This is a genomic window from Azonexus hydrophilus, assembly GCF_038368255.1.
In the GTDB taxonomy this organism is placed as follows: domain Bacteria; phylum Pseudomonadota; class Gammaproteobacteria; order Burkholderiales; family Rhodocyclaceae; genus Azonexus; species Azonexus hydrophilus.
The window spans coordinates 529,534-548,759 of record NZ_CP151406.1; the positions used below are offsets into that span (position 1 = coordinate 529,534).

Sequence of the window (19,226 nt, forward strand, 5' to 3'; positions counted from 1 at the left end):
CGGAGACATCACTTCGCCTGTTTCATCTGCTCGATACCGGCACGCAGCATCTGGTCCAGCTCGGAGCCCGGCTCAACCTGGGGCAGCAGCGCTTCCCAGTAGGCGATGGCGTTTTTCGCATCGCCCGCTTCCATGGCGGCGGCGCCGGCCAGGAACAGGGTGTGAGCATGCTTGGGATCGAGCTTGAGGGCCTTGTCGATCTGTTCCTTGGCCTTGCCGGTCAGGCCTTGACCGCTGGCCATGGCCAGGGTTTCCGCATAGCTGGCGAGCAGTTCCGGATCCTTGTCGATCAGGGTTTCGGCCTTGCCGTAGGCAGCGACGGCGTCGTCGTAACGGCCCAGCATCTTGTAGGAGCGACCGAGCATGACCCAGCCGTTCAGATCGTCTGGGTTGGTTTCCATGCGGGCAGCCAGTCTGGCCACCATGGCATTGATGTCGTCCGCAGTCATCTGCTTCTGTGGCGCGGTATTGGCCGGATCCAGCGCCTTCGGATTACCCAGGAACAGGTAGCCGAGCAGCGCCGCCAAGGGCAGCAGCAGTATCAGCGCGATGGCGGTCGGGCGGCTGGTCGGACGGGCGGTGCCAGCTTGATCGTCGTTGTCCGATTCGACCTCCTCGAGCAGGCGGCGCTTGAGTTCGGTGTGCGCCTGTTCGAATTCCTCGCGGGTGATGATTTCTTCCTGGTGCTCGCGTTCGAGATCGGCGAGCTGGTCGCGGAAGATGGCCAGGTTGGCCTCCTTGCGATCGGCGGCGGTGGTTTTGTTGCGCTTGCCGAACCAGAGCACGGGCAGCAGCAGCGCGAGGCCCGCTAGGACGACCAGGGCAGCGTAGATGGCAAACTGGGTCATTTGTCGTTCATTTCCTTGAGCAGTGCTTCGGCACGCCGGGCTTCATCGGCGGAAAGTGGGCGGCTGGCGCTGGCCACCTGGCTGCTACGCCGCTTGAGATAGCTGCGCATGGCGATGATGCCGATCAGCAGCAGCGCCAGGGGGCCGACCCAGAGCAGTAGCGTGATGCCCTTGACCGGCGGCCGGTAGAGCACGAAATCGCCGTAGCGGGTGACCATGAACTCGAGGATTTCCCGGTCGGAACGCCCGTCGCGGATCATGCCGCGAATTTCCCGGCGCAGGTCGACGGCCAGTTCGGCGTTCGAGCCGGCGATGGTTTCGTTCTGGCAGACCAGGCAGCGCAATTCCTTGGAGAGTTCCTGAAGGCGCTTTTCGGCGACCGGGTCGTCGGCGAGTGCGGCTTCATTGGTCGCCGAGGCGAAGACCGGACCGGAGATCAGGCCGAGAACGAGCAACAGGCTGGAGAAAAAAGGCTTCATTTGTTCAGCTCCGCGACCAGGGGCAGGATCTTCTCGTTGAGGATCTGCGGGCTGATCGGTCCGGTGTGCTTCATGCGGATGACCCCGGTCTTGTCGATGACATAGGTTTCCGGCACGCCATAGACGCCGTAGTCGATGCCGACCCGACCATCGATGTCCATGACCGTCAGCAGGTAGGGGTCGCCGTGCGTCTTCAGCCAGCCGCTGGCACGTTCCAGGGCGAGCGGTACTTCCTGTTCGGCCGGAACGCGGCGCATGTCGATGGCGCCGTCGCCGCGCAGTTCCTTGTAGTTCAGGCCGACGATCGGCGTACCGTTGCCGCGTCGGGCGAAGTCGACCAGCACCGGGTGTTCCTGGCGGCAGGAGACACACCACGAGGCCCACACATTGAACAGCCAGACCTTGCCCTTGAGGTCTTCCGGACCCATGGTCTGGCCTTCCTGGCCGAGTACGGCCAGGCGGAAGGCCGGTGCGGGCTTGCCGACCAGTGGCGAGGGCACGTCGCGGGGATTGAGATTCAGGCCAACGGCGAGCAGCACGACCAGGGCGATGAAGGCGCCGAGCACCCAGAAATAACGATTCATGCCTGCTTGCCTCCCGCCTTGCGCCGGTTGCGATAGCGCCGGTCGAACATGGCGATCAGGCCGCCCAGCGACATGATCACGCAGCCGCCCCAGATCCAGTCGACAAAGGGTTTGTAATAGACGCGGACGGCCCATTCGCCTTCCGGTTGGTCGGGGTTGATCGGTTCGCCCAGCGAGACGTAGACGTCGCGCCACAGGCCGGCATCGATGGCGGCTTCGGTCATCGGCATCGACGACGAGAAATAGTTGCGCTTCTCCGGGTTCAGCTTGCGAATGAAGCGGCCGTCCATGGACAGGTCGAATTCGCCTTGCGCGGCCTGGTAATTCGGACCCTGCACCGCCTGCACGCCGTTGAAGGTGAAGCTGTAGCCGCTGACCTCGACGGTTTCACCCGGGGCCATCTTGACGTCCTTTTCCTCTTCATAGGACGAGACCATGGCGACCCCGACGACGAAGATGGCGACACCGATGTGCGCCAGATGCATGCCGGTGAAGCTGGCCGGCTGGCTGAAGACCGACGCCAGCAGGCTGCGCTCGCCGCGAGTGGCGCTGACTCGCTGGAAGAAATTCAAGCCGGCGGTGAACAGGATCCAGGCGGCGAGCAGGATGCCGAGTGCGGTCAGGGTCTTCCATTCGCCGTAGATCAGCGGCAGGGCAATGGCGACGACGGCAGCGGCAGCCAGCGCCCAGCGCACCGTGCGCTGGATTTCCGGCAGCGAGGCTTCCTTCCAGCGGGCGAAGGGCGCGATCCCCATCAGGAACAGGACCGGCACCATGACCGGGACGAAGACCGCGTCGAAGTACGGTGGGCCGACCGAAATCTTGCCCAGGCCAAGCGCGTCGATCAGCAGCGGGTAGAGCGTGCCGAGCAGGACGGTGGCGCAGGAAACGACGAGCAGGACGTTGTTGGTCAGCAGCAGCGATTCGCGGGAGACCAGGCCGAACTTGCCGCCCAGGCCGACCGACGGCGCGCGCCAGGCGAACAGGGCGAGCGAGGTACCGACGACGGCGACCAGGAAGATCAGGATGAAGATGCCGCGGGTCGGGTCGGTGGCGAAGGCATGCACCGAGGTCAGCACGCCGGAACGGACCAGGAAGGTGCCGAGCAGCGACAGCGAGAAGGCGGAAATGGCCAGCAGTACGGTCCAGTTCTTGAAGCTGCCGCGCTTTTCGGTGGCCGCCAGCGAGTGCATCAGGGCGGTGCCGATCAGCCAGGGCATGAACGAGGCGTTTTCGACCGGATCCCAGAACCACCAGCCGCCCCAGCCCAGTTCGTAATACGCCCACCACGAACCCATGGCGATACCCAGGGTCAGGAACACCCAGGCGGCTGTCGTCCATGGCCGCGACCAGCGTGCCCAGGCGGCGTCGAGTTTGCCCGAGAGCAGCGCGGCGATGGCGAAGGCGTAGGCGACCGAGAAGCCGACGTAACCCATGTACAGCAGCGGCGGGTGGATGATCAGGCCGGGATCCTGCAGCAGCGGGTTGAGGTCGCGCCCTTCGGCGACGCCGGGTAGCAGACGCTCGAAGGGATTGGAGGTAAACAGGATGAACAGCAGGAAGCCGAAGCAGACCAGGCCGAGCGTGCCAAGCACGCGAGCCAGCATGACGTCGGGCAGTTGCCTGGAGAACAGGCGGACCGCCAGCGCCCACCAGGACATCATCAGCATCCACAGCAGCAGTGACCCTTCATGGCCGCCCCAGACGGCCGAGATGCGGTATTCGATCGGCAGCAGCGAATTCGAATGCTGGGCGACATAGACCACCGAGAAGTCATTGGCGATGAAGGCCCAGGTCAGGCACAGGAAGGAGAAGGTGACCAGCAGCGCGAATACGTCGGTGGCCGGGCGGGCCAGCGCAATCCAGGCCGGACGGCCCTGATGGGCGCCGATCAGCGGCAGGGTGCCGAGCAGCAGGGCAACGATGGCGGAAAAGATCAGGGCGAAATGGCCAAGTTCGGGAATCATGCTCAGTAGCTCGCTTTCGGTTGTGCTGCCTTGGCCGCTTCTTCTTCGGCCTGACGTTGGACGCCGCGGACATGGGCGTCGTTGAGCGCCTTGGCGGCTTCCGGCGGCATGTAGTTTTCGTCGTGCTTGGCCAGCACTTCCTGGGCCTTGAAGGTGCCATCCGGCAGCAGGCGGCCCTGAGCGACGGCGCCCTTGCCTTCCAGGAACAGGTCGGGAAGGATGCCGACGTAGTCGACGCTGATGTCGGATTCGGAATCGGTGATGATGAAGCGGATGGTCACGCCGTCAGCCTGGCGCTGGATGCTGCCTTCCTTGACCAGGCCGCCGATGCGGAACAGCTTCTCCTGCGGGGCTTTACCCTGGGCGACGTCGGTTGGCGAAATGTACAGCGCGATGTTGCTGTTCAGGGCGTTCAGCACCAGCGCGGCAATGATGCCGACGAGCGCGATCGCCCCGCCGATCAGGGCGAGTTTCTTGTGGCGTGACTTCATGCTTCGGTACTCCGGGATTCTGCGCGCAACTGGCGCTTCAGGCGGGCGATGGTGGTCTTGCGCTGGCGCGCGACGGCGATCGGCTCGATCACCATGATCAGTGCCGTGACGCCAAAGGAGCCCCAGACGTAGAGTCCGTAGCCGCCCATGGCGAGGAAATCGGAAAAACTGTTCCAGTGGATCATGACTTGCCTCCCGTCAGTTCGGCGCGGACCCAGTCGGTATGGCATTCCCGTTCAAGAATGATGGTGCGCACCCGGGCCAGGGCCACGGCAATCGAATACATCCAGAAGGCCAGGGCCATCAGCAGCATGCCCCAGAGCATGATTTCGGCCATCGACGATTTGGTCAGATTGACGCTGGAGCCCTGGTGCAGGGTGTTCCACCACTTCACCGAGAAATAGATGATCGGGATATTGACCACGCCGACCAGCAGCAGGATGCCACCGGCCTTGTCGGCGCGGCGGGCGTCGTCGATGGCGGCGACCAGCGCCATGTAGCCGATGTAGAGGAAGAGCAGGATCAGTTCGGAGGTCAGTCGGGCATCCCAGACCCACCAGGTGCCCCACATCGGCTTGCCCCAGAGCGCGCCGGTCCATAGCGAGAGGAAGGCCATCAGCGCGCCGGTCGGGGCCAGGGCCTGCGCCATCATGCCCGACAGGCGGGTGTTGAAGGCCAGCCCGATGGCGGCCCAGAAGGCCATCACCAGATAGATGAACATGCTCATCCATGAGGTCGGGACGTGGATGAAGATGATCCGGTAGCCCTCGCCCTGCTGGAAGTCGGTCGGCGCGACAAGCATGCCGATATACAGGCCGACCAGCCCGAGCAGGGTGCCGGCGGCGATGAACCAGGGGATCATTTTCCCGGCCAGCGGGTAGAAGGTGGCCGGAGACGAGAAGCGGTAGAGGTTGAAGCGGTCGTTCATTCGAGGGCGATCTTCAGGGCCGCAGCCGACGCCCAGGGGGCGAAACCGATTGCAGCGATGGTCATTGCAGCGAGCAGTGATAGATGTCCTTCCCCCCCGAGACCGGACACCGTCGCGTCAACTGCGCCAGCCCCGAATATTAGCACCGGAATGTAGAGCGGGAGAACAAGTAGGGACAAAAGTACACCGCCGCCGCGCAAGCCGAGCGTCAGCGCTGCGCCGATGGCGCCGATACCGGACAGCGCCGGCGTGCCGAGCAGGATGGCGCCGGTGAGCACCAGCAGGGCTTCACCGGAGAGGTCGAACTGGATGCCGAGGACGGGTGCGATCAAGGCCAGCGGCAGGCCGGAAACCAGCCAGTGAGCAATCACTTTTCCGGTAACCACCAGGCCTAGCGGGTGCGGTGACAGCGCCAGTTGTTCGAGCGTGCCGTCGCGATGGTCGTCGGCGAACAGCCGGGGCAGCGACAGCATGGTCGCCAGCAAGGCCGCCACCCACAGCACGCCGGGCGCGAGCTGGCGCAGCAGGTCGAGTTCGGGGCCGATGCCGAGCGGGAACAGGCTGACGACGATGATGAAGAAGAACAGCGCCGAGACGATGTCGGCCTGACGGCGCATGGCCAGTTTCAGGTCGCGGGCGATGACGGAGAAGACGATGTTGGACATGGATTCCGTTCTCAGCCGATGCGTAGTTCGCGGACCGTGCCGGCGGGAATGGCAACCGGCTGGTGGGTGGTCATCACGGCCATGCCGCCGCGTTGCAGGTGGCCGGAGATGATGCCGGCCAGCCAGTCGACGGCGGCGACATCGAGGGCGACGAAGGGTTCGTCGAGAATCCACAGCGGACGCCGGTCGATTACCAGGCGGGCCAGTGCCACCCGGCGTTTCTGGCCTTGTGAAAGGTATTTGCAGGCCAGGTCCTCGCGTCCGGCAAGGCCGACCTGTTCGAGTGCGTCGATGGCGTCGTCCTCGGACAAGGCTTCGCCAGCCAGGCGGGCAGCGGCCAGCAGGTTCTCGAGCGGCGTCAGTTCTTCCTTGATGGCGTTCAGGTGGCCGAGGTAACAGAGGGCGGCGTGGTACTCGTCGGCCTGTTTGCGGATGGGTTTGCCGTGCCAGCGGATTTCGCCGGTTTCGGGGGGCAGCAGCCCGATCAGCATGCGCAGCAGGCTGGTCTTGCCGGCACCGTTGCGGCCCTGCAGGTAAAGCAGTTCGCCTGCGTCCAGCGTGAAGCCGAGGCCTGAGAACAGGCGGCGCTCGCCGCGCACGCATTCCAGATTGTCAGCTTCCAGCATGTTGGATACCCGGGAAAATCAGGTGCAGATTATGGACGCGCAAGTGTACCGACAGATTGAGGTGAATCAAACAGGAAAAAAATGGGGGCCGAAGCCCCCGAAAATTGAGAGGTAGGACTGTGCCGCTTACTTGAACGGCGTCGGACGCGGGGTCGAATCCGAAGACGGCGGCAGGATCGGCAGCATGAAGGTCGGTTGGTCGCCGGTCAGAGTCTTCAGGAAGGCGACGATCTTGGCGTTTTCGTCCTTGGTGAACTTCTTGCCCAGTTGCAGGCGGCCCATGACGTCGACGGCTTCGGTCAGCGTGTTGGCGGCACCGTCGTGGAAGTACGGATAGGTCATTTCAACGTTGCGCAGGGTCGGGACCTTGTAGTTGAAGCGGTCTTCGTCCTTGCCGGTCACAGCGGCGCGGCCGTCAGGCATGTTGCCCTTGTACGGCGCAACGACGCCCATCTTCTGGAAGGAGTTGCCGCCGACGGCTTCACCGTTGTGGCAGGCAACGCAGCCGCTGTCCTTGAACAGCTTGTAGCCTTCCTGCTCGTCCTTGGTCAGTGCCGTCTTGTTGCCGAGCAGCCACTGGTCGAAGCGGGAGTTCGGCGTGACCAGGGTCTTCTCGAATTCGGCGATGGCGGTGGTGACCTGATCGATATCGATCTTGTCCTTGCCGAAGACCAGCTTGAACTCGCGGACATAGGCCGGGATCGATTCGAGGACGTTGATGGCCAGGGTGTGCGTGAAGGCCATTTCGCCCGGATTGGCGATCGGGCCGCCGGCCTGGGCCTTGAGGTCGGCTGCGCGGCCGTCCCAGAACTGGGCCAGGTTCAGGCTGGAGTTGAGCACGGTCGGTGCATTGATCGGACCTTGCTGCCACTTGTCGCCGACCGAGGTCGGGATGTTGTCGGTGCCGCCCATCGACAGGTTGTGGCAGGTGTTGCAGGACATGATCCCGGACTTGGACAGGCGCGGATCGAAATAGAGCTTCTTGCCCAGTTCGACCATGCCGATGTTGATGCTGGCCGGCGGCTTGATCGGCTGGATCGGTTCGTCGGCAGCAGCCAGTGCGGCGGACTGAATGGCGATGCCGGATACCAGGGCGACGGCTGTCGACAGAATGGTATGTTTCATCGTGTTTCTCCCTCGTTGATAAAATGTGTCAGGCCATTGTCCCTGTCGTCGATATGCCGGGTTTGATCCAAGTCAATGTTTTTCATGGGTTTCAACTATAGTAGTCATAGGTAGACCCTATAAGTGTTGAGGGTATGATCCATGCCCGGAGGATGTGAAACGGATGACCCTGACCGAATTACGCTACATCGTGGCCCTTGCCCAGGAAAAGAATTTCAGCCGTGCTGCCGAACGTTGTTCGGTCAGTCAGCCGACGCTCAGTGTGGCCATTGCCCGCCTTGAAGATGAGCTCGGTGTACAGCTGTTCGAACGCGGCAAAGGCTTCGTCAGCCCCAGTCTGGTCGGTGCCCGGGTCGTCGAACAGGCGCAGCTGGCGCTGGAGGAAGCCGAGAAGGTGCGGCAGATCGCCCAGCGTGGTCGCGACCAGCTCGACGGTACGCTGCGGCTTGGCGTCATCCACACCATCGGCCCCTACTTGCTGCCGCAGTTGATCCACTCGCTCAAGGCGGTGGCGCCCAACATGCCGCTGGTGATCGAGGAAAACATGACGGCCAATCTGGCCGACATGCTGCGCGACAACGACATCGACGTGGCCATCCTGGCCCTGCCCTTCGATTTGCCCGGTGTGCTCACCCGGCCGCTCTACGATGAGGTGTTCAAGGTCATCGTGCCGCGCGGTCATGCCTGGGAAGGCCGCAAGGCAATCGCGCCGGAAGAAGTGGCCGGCGACGAGGTGCTGTTGCTCAAGGCCGGCAACTGCTTCCGCGATCAGGTGTTGGGTGCCTGTCCGCAGGTCAGTAGCCCGGAAACCGACATCCGCCTCGGTCATTCGATCGGTACCATCCGCTGCATGGTGGCGTCGGGCTTGGGGGTGTCGGTGTTGCCCGACGGTGCGCTCCAGCATCCGTACAGCAACGACATGATCAGCGTCATCCCGTTTACGCCGCCCGAGCCGTCGCGCCGGGTGGCCCTGGCCTGGCGCAGTTGCTTTGTCCGGCCGAAGGCCATCGATGCCCTGCTGGCCGCCGTTCGCGGGCTGGATTCGCCGGCTTACCGCCTTTTGGTCTGAGCGCCGAGCAGGATTTCCGCCTGCAGTTCCTGCAGGAGGTGCGCCAGTTCGCCGCTGGCTTCCCTGAGTTTTTCCAGCAGTTCCGGAATGGCTTCGGGCAGGCCGGCCTGTCTGGCGTTGAGGATGTGCCTGGCCATTTCGTGCAGACGATGATGTGTTGCATCGATCTGCTCGAAGACCGGGATGTGTCCGTAGCGTCGCGCACCGGCGCCGTGATACCAGCGTCCGAAACCGCAGGCGCGTTCGTCCAGTTCCGGAATCGGCAGCAGGCCGCTGTCGTCGGCCAGGTGACTGTCCAGGGTTTTCAACCAGCGGCGGTGGTCGACTTCGGCGATCAGGAGCGGCAGGTCTTCGCGTGACCAGGCAAAGGACGAGGCTGAGCTCCACAGATCGTCGGGCCGGAAATTCCTAATCCAGTCAGGCAGTTCGCTTGCCGGCATGGGGCGGGCGATGCCGAAGCCCTGGGCTAGATCGCAACCGAGCAGCAGCAGGACCAGCCCGTGTTCGACGCTTTCGACGCCTTCGGCGATCACCTGGCGGCGGAAGGCCCGGGTCAGGCCGATGACGCCTTCGACGATGGCCAGGTCTTCCGGATCGTCGAGCATGTCACGGACGAAGGACTGGTCGATCTTGAGCATTTCTGCCGGCAGGCGGCGGAAATAGGTGAGGGAGGAATAGCCGGTGCCGAAGTCGTCGAGGGCGAAGCTGACGCCGAGTTTGCGGCAGGTTTCGAACAGTTCGGCGGCGCGGCCGACATCCTCGATGGCGGCCGTTTCGAGGACTTCCAGCTCGAGGCGTTCGGGGAGTACCTCGGGATGGGCGGCGAGTTCGGCGGCCAGCATGTCGGCAAATTCCGGGTGTTGCAGATGCTCGCCGGCAATATTGATGCTCAGCGCCAGGTCGAGGCCGGCCTGCGCCCAGTGGGCAAGCTGATCGAGCGCGGTGCGGATGACCCAGTTGCCGAGATCGATGGCCAGTTCGCTGCCTTCGACCGCCGGCAGGAAGTCCTGCGGCAGCAGCAGGCCGAGTTTCGGGTGCTGCCAGCGGATCAGGGCCTCGGCGCCGATCACCCGGCCCTGGCGCATGTCGACCTTGGGCTGGTAATGCAGGGCGAATTCGCCGCTCGCGAGTGCTTCGCCGATGCGGGTGATGTCCTCCCGCCGTTGCCTGGCGCGCCGGTCGTTTTCCGGATCGAACAGGTGGTGGCGGTTGCGTCCGGCCTGCTTGGCCACGTACATGGCCTGGTCGGCGTGGCGCAGCAGGGTGTCGGCATCCGAGCCGTCGTTGGGGTAGAGCGTGACGCCGATGCTGGCGGAAATGGTCGCCTCGCCGCCGGGAACGGCAAAGGGGCGGGTCAAGGTCGTGGCGATGCGGTTCAGCGCCTGATCGCATTCGTGGATGTCGCCGAGTCCGGCCAGCAGCAGCACGAATTCGTCACCGCCCAGGCGGGCCACCGTGTCGCCGCCGCGCACGCAACTCTTGAGCCGTTGTCCGACCTCGATCAGCAGACGGTCGCCGGCGGCGTGGCCGTACTGGTCATTGACCGGCTTGAAACCGTCGAGGTCGAGATAGCAGACCGCCAGCAGTCCATGCGAGCGCGCTGCATGGGCCATGGCCAGTTGCAGGCGGTCGGCGAGCAACATGCGGTTGGGCAACTGGGTCAGGGCATCGAAATGCGCCAGGTGTTCGAGTCGCTGCTGGTGTTCCTTGAGCACCGTGATGTCGGAAAAAATGCCGACAAAGTGGGTGATCGTCGAGTCCGGGCTGCGCACGGCGGAAATGGTCAGCAGTTCGACGAAGATCTCGCCGGATTTCTTGCGGTTCCAGACTTCGCCGCGCCAGTGTCCGTGGTGGTGGATGGCCTGCCACATCTCGCGGTAGAAGCTGCTGTCGTGGTGGCCGGAATTGAGCAGGCCGGCGTTCTGGCCGATGGCTTCGGCCCGGCTGAAACCGGTCAGTTCGCTGAAGGTGGGGTTGACCTCGACGATGCGGCCGCTGACGTCGGTGATCATGATGCCTTCGTGGGCGTTGGCGAAAACGCTGGCGGCCAGGCGCTGGCGTTCTTCCAGGACCTGGCGTTCGAGGGCCAGGGCGAATTGCCGGGCCATGTTCTGGACGGCCTGGCAATTGGCCTCGGAAATCTGTTCGGTATGGCGGCCGGCCAGGTTCAGGCAGGCAACCGCCTGACCGTCGACGACGATAGGCTGGATCAGCAGGCAGCGCAGGCCTTCCGCGTTGATGTGCGGTAGCGCCAGCAGGCTGCAGTCTTCATGCTGGCTGCAGCAGTGCTGGCAACTGCAGATGACCTGATGTTCTTGAATGAGGCGCGCCTGGCTGGAGTCTGCCGGATAGTAGCGAATCTGTTCGATGAAGTGCTCGGACAAGCCGCGCTGGGCAAGCAATTCGTAAGCGCCGCCAGGGGCTTGCCAGTAGATGCCGCCGCAATCGAATTCGGGAATGCGCAGCGACAGGTCGAGCATGGTGGCCAGCAGCCCGGCCCGGTCGCTGCCGGCGGCCAGGGCGTTGGCCAGGTCGCGCTCGATGCCCAGGCGGAGTTCTTCGGCACGAGTGGCGCCGATATTGATGGCGCTGGCGATCACGGCCGCTTGCCCGGCGTAGCAGGTGGCAGTCATCTGGACACGGATCAGGACGATTTCGCCGGCGCGTGTGCGGCCCCAGTATTCGATGGATTGCGGTTTCCCCGCAGCGGCGGCGCGGATGGCAGCAGCCACTTCGCCGGGCGGGTTCATGCCGGCAACGGCCATGTCGTCCGGCTTGCGGCCGTGGAGTTCGTCCCGGCTGTAGCCGCACATCTGCTCAGCGGCCTGGTTGGCGTCGAGGAAATGGCCGTCGGCATCGAGCACGAACAGGGCGTTGGCGACGGTTTCGAACAGCTGGTGGAAGGTATTCCGACTGTTCTGCAATTCTGCCGACTGGCGTTGCTGCGAAATCAGCAGGGTGGCCAGCTGGCTGGCCTGGTGGACGGTGGCGCGGATGCTTTCGGGCAGGCGGCCGGTGTTTTCCCGGTAGGCGGCGAAGGTGCCGAGCAGGGTCTGGTCCGCTCCGATCAGGGCTTCGGCCCAGCCCGAGCGGCCGCCCAGCAACCGGGCGAAGTCGTGGTAACGCTCGCCTTCGGCCTGGGTATACACATCTTCGATGAAGGCTTCACCGCGCCGCCAGGCTGCGGTGCCGGAAACACCAACGCCTTCGCCGATTTCCGCCGTTGCCAGGATTTGCTGTGCAGCTTCCGGCAGGCTGGGGGCGGCTGCCAGGCGCAAGGTTCTGCCATCCGGATTGGCCAGCATGATCGTGCATTTGATGCCGGGCACCTCGTGTTCGGCCGACAGGACCACCAGTTCGAGCAGGTTTTCCAGGCGCTCGCCGCGCAGCATGCCGGCCATGGCCGCGTTGCGGATCAGCAGGGCTTCGTCGTAGCGCGTCTGCAGGCCGCGTTGCTCGCTGACCGCTTCATCGAGCAGATCCATTTCCAGTGGTCGTATCAAGCTGTGCTCTGTGAGCAGGCCGATCAGGCGGTTGTCGCGGTCGACTACGGTCAGGTGGCGGATGCGGGCTTCCAGCATCATCGCTGCCGCGTCCGCTGCCGAAGTGTCAGGATAGACGCTGGTCAGCGGCTGGGTCATCACTGCTTCAAGCAGTGGATTTCCCTCTTCGTTCAGGTACAGCCGGACCACGTCGCGTTCAGTGACGATGCCGCAGGCCCGGGGGCCGTCCATGACGACGACGCTGGTCGCCTTGGCTGTTTCCATGGCTGTTAGCGCCTGGTCCAGGGTCGCGGTCCGCGGCAGCCGGGGAAAGACCCGTTCCATCAGACCTTCGACAGTGTTCAGATGGCGATAGAAGTCGAGTCCGAAGAAACGCCGGAAATCGGTTTCGCTGATGATGCCGAGCAGGCCGTCGTCGTTGCCGGTGACGACCAGATGGCGGATGCCCAGGCGCGTGGTTTGGCGAAAAGCGGCACGGACATCGGTGTCATGCCTGACTGTGTGTACCGGTGTGGTCATGAATTCGCGCACCGAGCGGCTGGAGTCGTCGTGCTGGCGCATGGCGTGCAGCATGTCGCGCTCGGTCAGGATGCCGGCGACGCGGCCCTGGTCGACCACCACGACCGAGGAGATCCGGGACCGGATCATCATGGCGGCAGCAGTCGCCAGCGTGGCATCGGGGGCTACGCTGTCAGCGTGCAGCGTCATCAGGTCGGCAACGGTGGGCATGGCCGCGATTGTAGTCAAGACAACCGCCCCTGTCTTGATCCAGCACAAGTCTAGTGAATGCGTTGCTGTACGGGAAATCCGGTATGGGTGGAATTTATGTATCCACTTGTGGACTTTTTATTTCCATACAACTATGCCGATGAGCGGTTGTTTGTCTTGATGCCATTGTCAATTCCATGAATTTAAATGGTAAATCCAGTTTTCTTTCGGATGGCACAGGCCTTGCGAAGTGATCGCCACGCAAGTTCTGACCAACGGGGGGAAGCGCTGTGACCGAAACCTTTTATGATGTGCTGCGCCGCCAGGGAATTTCCCGGCGCAGCTTCCTGAAATTCTGCAGCCTGACCGCGACTTCGCTCGGCTTGGGCAGTGCCGCCGCGCCGCGCATCGCGCAGGCCATGGAAACCAAGCCGCGCACGCCGGTCCTGTGGTTGCACGGGCTGGAATGCACCTGCTGTACCGAATCCTTCATCCGCTCGGCGCATCCGCTGACCAAGGACGTCGTGCTGTCGATGCTGTCGCTCGATTACGACGACACGCTGATGGCCGCCGCCGGCCACCAGGCCGAGGAAATCCTCGAAGAGGTCAAGCGCAAGTACAAGGGCCAGTACATCGTCGCCGTCGAGGGCAATCCGCCGCTCAACGAAGACGGCATGTTCTGCATCCAGGGCGGTCGCCCCTTCATCGAGAAGCTGCGCGAGACCTGTGCCGACGCCAAGGCCATCATTTCCTGGGGCGCCTGCGCTTCCTACGGCTGCGTGCAGGCCGCCAAGCCGAACCCGACGCGTGCCACGCCGGTGCACAAGGTGATTTCCGGCAAGCCGATCATCAATGTCCCGGGCTGCCCGCCGATTCCCGAAGTGATGACCGGTGTCGTCACCTACATGCTGACCTTCGACCGCATTCCCGAGCTTGATCGCCAGGGTCGGCCGAAGATGTTCTATGGTCAGCGCATCCACGACAAGTGCTACCGCCGCGGCCACTTCGACGCCGGCCAGTTCGCCGAAGCCTGGGACGACGAGGGTTCGCGCAAGGGCTACTGCCTGTACAAGATGGGCTGTAAAGGCCCGACCACCTATAACGCCTGCTCGTCGATGCGCTGGAACGGCGGCGTCTCCTGGCCGGTGCAATCCGGTCACGGCTGTATCGGCTGCTCCGAGGACGGCTTCTGGGACAAAGGCAGCTTCTACGACCGCGTCACCGACATCAAGGCTTTCGGCGTCGAATCGAATGCCGACACCATCGGCAAGGCGGCGGCCGGCACCGTTGGTGCGGCGATCGCCGCCCATGCGGCCGTGACCGCGCTGGCCCGCGCCCGCCAGAAGGCTGGCGAGACCGAAGAACAGAAGGGGGAATAACCAGATGGCCGCTTACGAAACCCAGGGCTTCAAGCTCGACAACTCCGGCAAGCGCGTCGTCGTCGACCCGGTCTGCCGCATCGAGGGCCACCTGCGCGTGGAAGTGAACCTCGATTCCAACAACGTGATCCGCAACGCGGTGTCCACCGGCACCATGTGGCGCGGTCTCGAAGTCATCCTCAAGGGGCGCGATCCGCGCGACGCCTGGGCCTTCACCGAGCGCATCTGCGGCGTGTGTACCGGCACCCATGCGCTGACTTCGGTGCGGGCGGTCGAGGATGCGCTGAACATCCAGATTCCCGAGAACGCCAACATCATCCGCAACCTGATGCAGTTGAATCTCTACATTCACGACCATCTGGTGCACTTCTATCACCTGCATGCCCTTGACTGGGTCGATGTCGTGTCGTCGCTGAAGGCCGACCCGAAGAAGACCTCGGAACTGGCGCAGAGCATTTCCTCGTGGCCGCTGTCGTCGCCGGGCTACTTCCGCGACATCCAGAACCGCCTGAAGAAGTTCGTCGAATCCGGCCAGCTCGGCCCCTTCGCCAACGCCTACTGGGGCAATCCGGCTTACAAGCTGCCGCCGGAAGCCAATCTGATGGCCGTCGCCCACTACCTCGAAGCCCTCGATTTCCAGAAGGAAATCGTCAAGGTGCACACCATCTTCGGCGGCAAGAACCCGCACCCGAACTGGCTGGTCGGCGGCGTCCCCTGCGCGATCAATCTGGAGGGCGCCGGTGCTGTCGGCGCCATCAACATGGAGCGCCTGAACCTGGTCAAGAGCATCATCGACCGCTGCACCGAATTCGTCGAACAGGTCTACATCCCCGATCTGCTCGCCATCGGCTCCTTCTACAAGGGCTGGCTGTACGGCGGCGGCCTGTCGTCGAAGAACCTGCTGTCCTACGGCGACCTGCCGCTCAAGGCCAACGACTACTCGGCCGGCAACCTGATGCTGCCGCGCGGCGCGATCATCAACGGCAAGCTCGACGAAATCCACCCGGTTGACCTGCGTGACCCGGAACAGGTCCAGGAATACGTCGCCCACAGCTGGTACAAGTACCCGGACGAAAACCTCGGCCTGCATCCGTGGGACGGCGTCACCGAACCGAATTTCGTCCTCGGCCCGAACACCAAGGGGACCAAGACCAACATCAAGGAACTCGACGAAGGCGCCAAGTATTCGTGGATCAAGGCCCCGCGCTGGCGCGGCCACGCCATGGAAGTCGGCTGCCTGCCGCGGATGGTGCTCGGCTACCTGCAGCCCAAGCAGTACCCGGAAATCCATGGCCTGGTCGAAGGGGCGCTCAAGCACCTCGACGTGCCGGTCACCGCGCTGTTCTCGACGCTCGGCCGGACCGCCGCGCGCGGTCTGGAAACGGCTTACTGCGTCAAGCTGCAGGCGCGCGAATTCGACCGCCTGATGGCCAATCTCAAAGCCGGCGACCTGAACACCGCGAACATCGACAAGTGGGAACCGAAGACCTGGCCGAAGGAGGCCAAGGGCGTTGGTTTCACCGAAGCCCCGCGCGGTGCGCTCGGTCACTGGATCAAGATCAAGGACACCAAGATCGACAACTACCAGTGCGTCGTGCCGACCACCTGGAACGGCGGTCCGCGTGACCACAAGGGCCAGATCGGCGCGTTCGAAGCCTCGCTGATGGACACCCCGGTGGCCAAGGCCGACGAGCCGCTGGAAATCCTGCGCACGCTGCATTCCTTCGATCCCTGCCTGGCCTGCTCGACGCACGTGATGAGCCCGGACGGACAGGAAATGACGACGGTCAAGGTCCGCTGAGCGGTCCGGAAAGGAGGCAATCATGCTTTCACAACAGGACATGCTGGAGGCCGAACGGCACGGCCGGCAGGTACGCTCGATCTATGTCTACGAGGCGCCGGTGCGTCTGTGGCACTGGATCAACGCGCTGTGCATGGTGGTGCTGGCGGTGACCGGTTACTTCATCGGCAAACCCTTGCCGACCGTACCCGGCGATTCGACCGAAAACTTCGTCATGGGCTACATCCGTTTCGCCCATTTCGCGGCCGCCTACATCTTCGCCATCGGGCTGCTCGGCCGCATCTACTGGGCGCTGGTCGGCAACCACCACGCGCGTCAGATCTTCATGCTGCCGATCACCAACAAGCACTGGTGGAGCGAAGTCTTCTTCGAACTGCGCTGGTATCTCTTCCTTGAGAAGACCCCGAAGAAATACGTCGGCCACAACCCGATGGCGCAGTTGATGATGTTCTTCTTCTTCACCGTGCTGGCGGTCGGCATGGTCCTCACCGGCTTCGCGCTGTACAGCGAAGGCACCGGGCTGGGCAGCTGGGCCGATACGCTGTTCGGCTGGGTCATCCCGGCGCTCGGCGGCTCGCTGCAGGTGCATAACCTGCACCGGCTGGGCATGTGGATCATGATGACCTTCGCCGTCATCCACATCTACGCGGCGATCCGTGAAGACATCATGAGCCGGCAGTCGTTGATCTCGACCATGGTCAGTGGCTGGCGGATGTTCAAGGACTGAGCGGGCAAAGATTTACCTTGCGTTAGGTTCGCCCCGGTCAGCCTGGCTGTCCGGGGCATTTTTCCCCAGGGGAAAGCGAGAACAAGCGGATGAAAAAACGGATACTCGTACTCGGCATCGGCAACCTGCTGTGGGCCGACGAAGGTTTCGGCGTGCGTTGCGTCGAGGCGCTCAACGCCGGCTGGTGCTTCCCGGACAACGTCACGGTCATGGACGGCGGCACGCAGGGGCTCTACCTGCTGCCCTACGTACAGGAGGCCGACTGCCTGCTGGTTTTCGACGCGGTCGATTACGGCGACACGCCGGGCGACCTGCGCGAGGTGGTTGGCGACCAGGTGCCGCGTTTCATGGGCGCCAAGAAGATGAGCCTGCACCAGACCGGTTTCCAGGAAGTGCTGGCGGCCGCAGCGTTGACCGGCAAGCTGCCGGCCGAACTGGTGCTGATCGGCGTCCAGCCTGAAGAACTCGAGGACTACGGCGGCAGCCTGCGCGACGTGGTCAAGGCGCAGATGGTGCCGGCGCTGAACCTGGCGCTGGACTGGCTGGAACGCTGGGGCGTCGTCGGCAGCATCCGCGAAGGCGCGGCCGAGGCGATCACCGACCGGGCGCTGGCCATGGACGTCTACGAAGCCGGCCGGCCGCCGGCCGACCAGGCCTATCGCCTGGGCGACGCCCGTTTCCTGAACGCGGAAGCCGCCTGATGTGCCTCGGCATACCCGTCGAGGTGCTTGATTGCGGCGAGCATTTCGCCCGCTGCCGGGGGCGTGACGGCGAGGTCAGCATCGACATCCGCCTGGTCGGCGCACAGCCGCCGGGCACCTGGCTGCTCTGCTTTCTCGACGCCGCCCGCGAGGTCATTCCGGCCGAGCGCGCCGCCGCCGTCAATGCCGCACTGTCGGCGCTGAGCGCGGTCAATGCCGGCGAGACCGATCTGTCCGCCTTCTTCGCCGACCTCGAGCGCGAACCCCAACTCCCCGAATTCCTGAGGACATCCCGCCCATGATGCTCGAACTGAAAGCCGGCGCCACCTCGCTCGAACGCCTCGAAGGTGCCATTGCCCGGATGCAGCAGAAACACGGATTCGTCCGCGTCGCTGCCGACGCTCCGCAATTTCCCGCCGGCCTCGCCGCCCTGCTGCTCACCGACGATCCGCAGCGCAACCTGGAAGTGCTCGATGCCTGCGTCATCCTGCCCGAAGCGCTGAACGGCCTCGGCGCCGACGTCGCCCGCCTGGTCGCCGGCCCGGAAGCAGCCGCCGCGCTGATGCAGCGTTTCGCCGTGGCGCGCGCGCCGGCCGTCGTCTTCCTGCGCGATGGCGATTATCTCGGCAGCCTCAACGGCATCCGCGACTGGCAGGAATACCGCGACGAAGTCGCCTGCCTCGCCGCCGGCCCGGCCCGGCCGCGCCCGATTCCCATCCCGGTGCGTGACGCCGGAAACTCTGGAGCCTGCGCATGAATCCCGCGTCCCTGCGTCCCTTCCCGATTCCCGTCGTTGCCCTCGGCCCCGGTTCGCAAGGCGACGATGCCCCGGCCTACCTGGCCATGCCGCAGGGCATGCAGACCTTTTCGGCGCCCTATCTGCCCGACGACGCCGCGCCCGATGCCGTTGCTGCCGTACTTGGCCTGCTCGGCGATTTCGTCGACCAGGCGGCAGCGCGCGGTCTCGACGGTGCCGCCAGCATCGACCTGCTCGGCCTGGACCCGGCGGTTCGCGACCTGATCAACCAGTCGCTCGGCTTTGGCGAAGTCAGCGCCTTCACCACCGCGCCGCGTCACTGGCGCGTCCAGGAAACCGCTTTCGCCGGTTTCTGGCGCGTGCTCGAAATCGCCGACGACGGTCGTTTCCTAAGCGACCGCCTGCAGACCGGCGCCATTCCCGACGTCCTCGCGGCGACCATGTACGCCTGTGCCGGCAGCCAACTGGCCGCGCCCGACTACCCGACCGGCTGCATGAACGCGCCGGCGCTGGTCGAGGAAATCCGCATGCAGGCCACTGCCTGGCAGCCGGGACAAGCCGCGCACGTCATCAACCTGAGCCTGCTGCCGGTCAGCGAGGCCGACCTCGACACGCTCTACGGTTGGCTCGGCCACCGCGAGGTGTCGATCCTGTCGCGCGGCTACGGCAACTGCCGGATCACCAGCACGCGGCTGAAGAACGTCTGGTGGGTGCAGTACTTCAACAGCATGGACGTGCTCATTCTCAACTCGATCGAGGTCGGCGGCATGCCCGAAGTGGCGCTGGCAGCGCCCGAAGATTTCGCTGATTCGCTGCAGCGGCTGCAGGAATACCTCGAAATGATGGCCGAAAACGCGTGAGTGCAGCC

At 64.1% G+C, this 19,226-nt stretch carries 19 protein-coding genes; 8 read left to right on the forward strand and 11 right to left on the reverse strand.

Features of this window, described 5'->3' with window-relative positions:
* Positions 1-8: 8 nt before the first annotated feature.
* The 10 genes from ccmI to AADV58_RS02635 all read right to left on the reverse strand — a co-directional run bounded on the left by ccmI (position 9) and on the right by AADV58_RS02635 (position 7,713).
* Positions 9-848 (reverse strand): c-type cytochrome biogenesis protein CcmI, encoded by an 840-nt coding sequence (ccmI, locus tag AADV58_RS02590; protein WP_341744003.1) that lies wholly within the window; start codon positions 846-848, stop codon positions 9-11.
* Entirely contained in the window at positions 845-1,327 is a 483-nt protein-coding gene (locus tag AADV58_RS02595) for a cytochrome c-type biogenesis protein (RefSeq protein WP_341744004.1), read from the reverse strand. The genes ccmI and AADV58_RS02595 overlap by 4 nt, the downstream gene beginning before the upstream one ends.
* A complete protein-coding gene (locus tag AADV58_RS02600) occupies positions 1,324-1,911 on the reverse strand; it encodes a DsbE family thiol:disulfide interchange protein (RefSeq protein WP_341744005.1) in 588 nt (195 codons plus the stop codon). Before AADV58_RS02600 ends, AADV58_RS02595 begins: the two co-directional genes overlap by 4 nt.
* Positions 1,908-3,878 carry a heme lyase CcmF/NrfE family subunit gene (locus AADV58_RS02605; RefSeq protein WP_341744006.1) on the reverse strand — a complete coding sequence of 657 codons (1,971 nt, stop codon included), beginning with the start codon at positions 3,876-3,878 and terminating at the stop codon, positions 1,908-1,910. The genes AADV58_RS02600 and AADV58_RS02605 overlap by 4 nt, the downstream gene beginning before the upstream one ends.
* Positions 3,879-3,880: 2 nt before the next feature.
* Entirely contained in the window at positions 3,881-4,369 is a 489-nt protein-coding gene (gene ccmE, locus AADV58_RS02610; RefSeq protein ID WP_028993723.1) for a cytochrome c maturation protein CcmE, read from the reverse strand.
* On the reverse strand, positions 4,366-4,554 hold the full coding sequence (gene ccmD / locus AADV58_RS02615; RefSeq protein WP_028993722.1) for a heme exporter protein CcmD: 189 nt from the start codon (positions 4,552-4,554) through the stop codon (positions 4,366-4,368). The genes ccmE and ccmD overlap by 4 nt, the downstream gene beginning before the upstream one ends.
* Positions 4,551-5,297, reverse strand: coding sequence for a heme ABC transporter permease CcmC (gene ccmC / locus AADV58_RS02620; protein ID WP_028993721.1), 747 nt, complete (start codon positions 5,295-5,297; stop codon positions 4,551-4,553). The genes ccmD and ccmC overlap by 4 nt, the downstream gene beginning before the upstream one ends.
* The gene (ccmB, locus tag AADV58_RS02625; RefSeq protein WP_028993720.1) at positions 5,294-5,962 is read right to left on the reverse strand and encodes a heme exporter protein CcmB; all 669 of its coding nucleotides are present in this window, start codon (positions 5,960-5,962) and stop codon (positions 5,294-5,296) included. Before ccmB ends, ccmC begins: the two co-directional genes overlap by 4 nt.
* 11 nt (positions 5,963-5,973) lie before the next feature.
* Positions 5,974-6,588 (reverse strand): cytochrome c biogenesis heme-transporting ATPase CcmA, encoded by a 615-nt coding sequence (gene ccmA / locus AADV58_RS02630; protein WP_028993719.1) that lies wholly within the window; start codon positions 6,586-6,588, stop codon positions 5,974-5,976.
* 126 nt (positions 6,589-6,714) lie between these two features.
* The gene (locus tag AADV58_RS02635) at positions 6,715-7,713 is read right to left on the reverse strand and encodes a cytochrome-c peroxidase (protein WP_028993718.1); all 999 of its coding nucleotides are present in this window, start codon (positions 7,711-7,713) and stop codon (positions 6,715-6,717) included.
* A gap of 163 nt (positions 7,714-7,876) precedes the next feature.
* Between AADV58_RS02635 and AADV58_RS02640 the strand changes: the two genes are divergently transcribed.
* Positions 7,877-8,782: a hydrogen peroxide-inducible genes activator gene (locus AADV58_RS02640; protein ID WP_028993717.1), complete on the forward strand. Its 906-nt coding sequence runs from the start codon at positions 7,877-7,879 to the stop codon at positions 8,780-8,782.
* Here the strand turns inward: AADV58_RS02640 and AADV58_RS02645 are convergent.
* Positions 8,764-13,032 carry an EAL domain-containing protein gene (locus AADV58_RS02645; RefSeq protein ID WP_341744007.1) on the reverse strand — a complete coding sequence of 1,423 codons (4,269 nt, stop codon included), beginning with the start codon at positions 13,030-13,032 and terminating at the stop codon, positions 8,764-8,766. The two genes, AADV58_RS02640 and AADV58_RS02645, sit on opposite strands and share 19 nt — an antisense overlap.
* A 251-nt stretch (positions 13,033-13,283) precedes the next feature.
* Here AADV58_RS02645 and AADV58_RS02650 point away from each other — a divergent pair, with 251 nt between their 5' ends.
* The 7 genes from AADV58_RS02650 to AADV58_RS02680 all read left to right on the forward strand — a co-directional run bounded on the left by AADV58_RS02650 (position 13,284) and on the right by AADV58_RS02680 (position 19,218).
* A complete protein-coding gene (locus AADV58_RS02650; RefSeq protein ID WP_028993716.1) occupies positions 13,284-14,372 on the forward strand; it encodes a hydrogenase small subunit in 1,089 nt (362 codons plus the stop codon).
* A 4-nt stretch (positions 14,373-14,376) separates the two neighbouring features.
* The gene (locus AADV58_RS02655; protein WP_341744008.1) at positions 14,377-16,173 is read left to right on the forward strand and encodes a nickel-dependent hydrogenase large subunit; all 1,797 of its coding nucleotides are present in this window, start codon (positions 14,377-14,379) and stop codon (positions 16,171-16,173) included.
* 22 nt (positions 16,174-16,195) lie between these two features.
* Complete coding sequence (gene cybH / locus AADV58_RS02660) at positions 16,196-16,900, forward strand: Ni/Fe-hydrogenase, b-type cytochrome subunit (RefSeq protein WP_341744009.1); 705 nt, start codon at positions 16,196-16,198, stop codon at positions 16,898-16,900.
* An 89-nt stretch (positions 16,901-16,989) separates the two neighbouring features.
* Positions 16,990-17,601, forward strand: a complete 612-nt coding sequence (locus tag AADV58_RS02665) for a HyaD/HybD family hydrogenase maturation endopeptidase (RefSeq protein ID WP_281981583.1) — start codon at positions 16,990-16,992, stop codon at positions 17,599-17,601.
* Positions 17,601-17,903 carry a HypC/HybG/HupF family hydrogenase formation chaperone gene (gene hypC, locus AADV58_RS02670; protein WP_341744010.1) on the forward strand — a complete coding sequence of 101 codons (303 nt, stop codon included), beginning with the start codon at positions 17,601-17,603 and terminating at the stop codon, positions 17,901-17,903. Before AADV58_RS02665 ends, hypC begins: the two co-directional genes overlap by 1 nt.
* Positions 17,900-18,358 (forward strand): hypothetical protein, encoded by a 459-nt coding sequence (locus tag AADV58_RS02675; protein WP_341744011.1) that lies wholly within the window; start codon positions 17,900-17,902, stop codon positions 18,356-18,358. Before hypC ends, AADV58_RS02675 begins: the two co-directional genes overlap by 4 nt.
* Positions 18,355-19,218 (forward strand): hydrogenase expression/formation protein, encoded by an 864-nt coding sequence (locus AADV58_RS02680; protein ID WP_341744012.1) that lies wholly within the window; start codon positions 18,355-18,357, stop codon positions 19,216-19,218. Before AADV58_RS02675 ends, AADV58_RS02680 begins: the two co-directional genes overlap by 4 nt.
* Positions 19,219-19,226: the final 8 nt, after the last annotated feature.

Excerpts from the sequence above, each read along its gene's own strand:
- ccmI (WP_341744003.1), bottom strand. The coding sequence starts at position 848 with ATGACCCAGTTTGCCATCTACGCTGCCCTGGTCGTCCTAGCGGGCCTC.
- AADV58_RS02595 (WP_341744004.1), bottom strand. The coding sequence starts at position 1,327 with ATGAAGCCTTTTTTCTCCAGCCTGTTGCTCGTTCTCGGCCTGATCTCC.
- ccmD (WP_028993722.1), bottom strand. The coding sequence starts at position 4,554 with ATGATCCACTGGAACAGTTTTTCCGATTTCCTCGCCATGGGCGGCTAC.
- AADV58_RS02665 (WP_281981583.1), top strand. The coding sequence starts at position 16,990 with ATGAAAAAACGGATACTCGTACTCGGCATCGGCAACCTGCTGTGGGCC.
- hypC (WP_341744010.1), top strand. The coding sequence starts at position 17,601 with ATGTGCCTCGGCATACCCGTCGAGGTGCTTGATTGCGGCGAGCATTTC.
- AADV58_RS02600 (WP_341744005.1), bottom strand. The coding sequence starts at position 1,911 with ATGAATCGTTATTTCTGGGTGCTCGGCGCCTTCATCGCCCTGGTCGTG.
- ccmB (WP_028993720.1), bottom strand. The coding sequence starts at position 5,962 with ATGTCCAACATCGTCTTCTCCGTCATCGCCCGCGACCTGAAACTGGCC.
- AADV58_RS02655 (WP_341744008.1), top strand. The coding sequence starts at position 14,377 with ATGGCCGCTTACGAAACCCAGGGCTTCAAGCTCGACAACTCCGGCAAG.
- ccmA (WP_028993719.1), bottom strand. The coding sequence starts at position 6,588 with ATGCTGGAAGCTGACAATCTGGAATGCGTGCGCGGCGAGCGCCGCCTG.
- AADV58_RS02605 (WP_341744006.1), bottom strand. The coding sequence starts at position 3,878 with ATGATTCCCGAACTTGGCCATTTCGCCCTGATCTTTTCCGCCATCGTT.
- ccmE (WP_028993723.1), bottom strand. The coding sequence starts at position 4,369 with ATGAAGTCACGCCACAAGAAACTCGCCCTGATCGGCGGGGCGATCGCG.
- AADV58_RS02640 (WP_028993717.1), top strand. The coding sequence starts at position 7,877 with ATGACCCTGACCGAATTACGCTACATCGTGGCCCTTGCCCAGGAAAAG.
- AADV58_RS02675 (WP_341744011.1), top strand. The coding sequence starts at position 17,900 with ATGATGCTCGAACTGAAAGCCGGCGCCACCTCGCTCGAACGCCTCGAA.
- ccmC (WP_028993721.1), bottom strand. The coding sequence starts at position 5,297 with ATGAACGACCGCTTCAACCTCTACCGCTTCTCGTCTCCGGCCACCTTC.
- AADV58_RS02680 (WP_341744012.1), top strand. The coding sequence starts at position 18,355 with ATGAATCCCGCGTCCCTGCGTCCCTTCCCGATTCCCGTCGTTGCCCTC.
- AADV58_RS02635 (WP_028993718.1), bottom strand. The coding sequence starts at position 7,713 with ATGAAACATACCATTCTGTCGACAGCCGTCGCCCTGGTATCCGGCATC.
- cybH (WP_341744009.1), top strand. The coding sequence starts at position 16,196 with ATGCTTTCACAACAGGACATGCTGGAGGCCGAACGGCACGGCCGGCAG.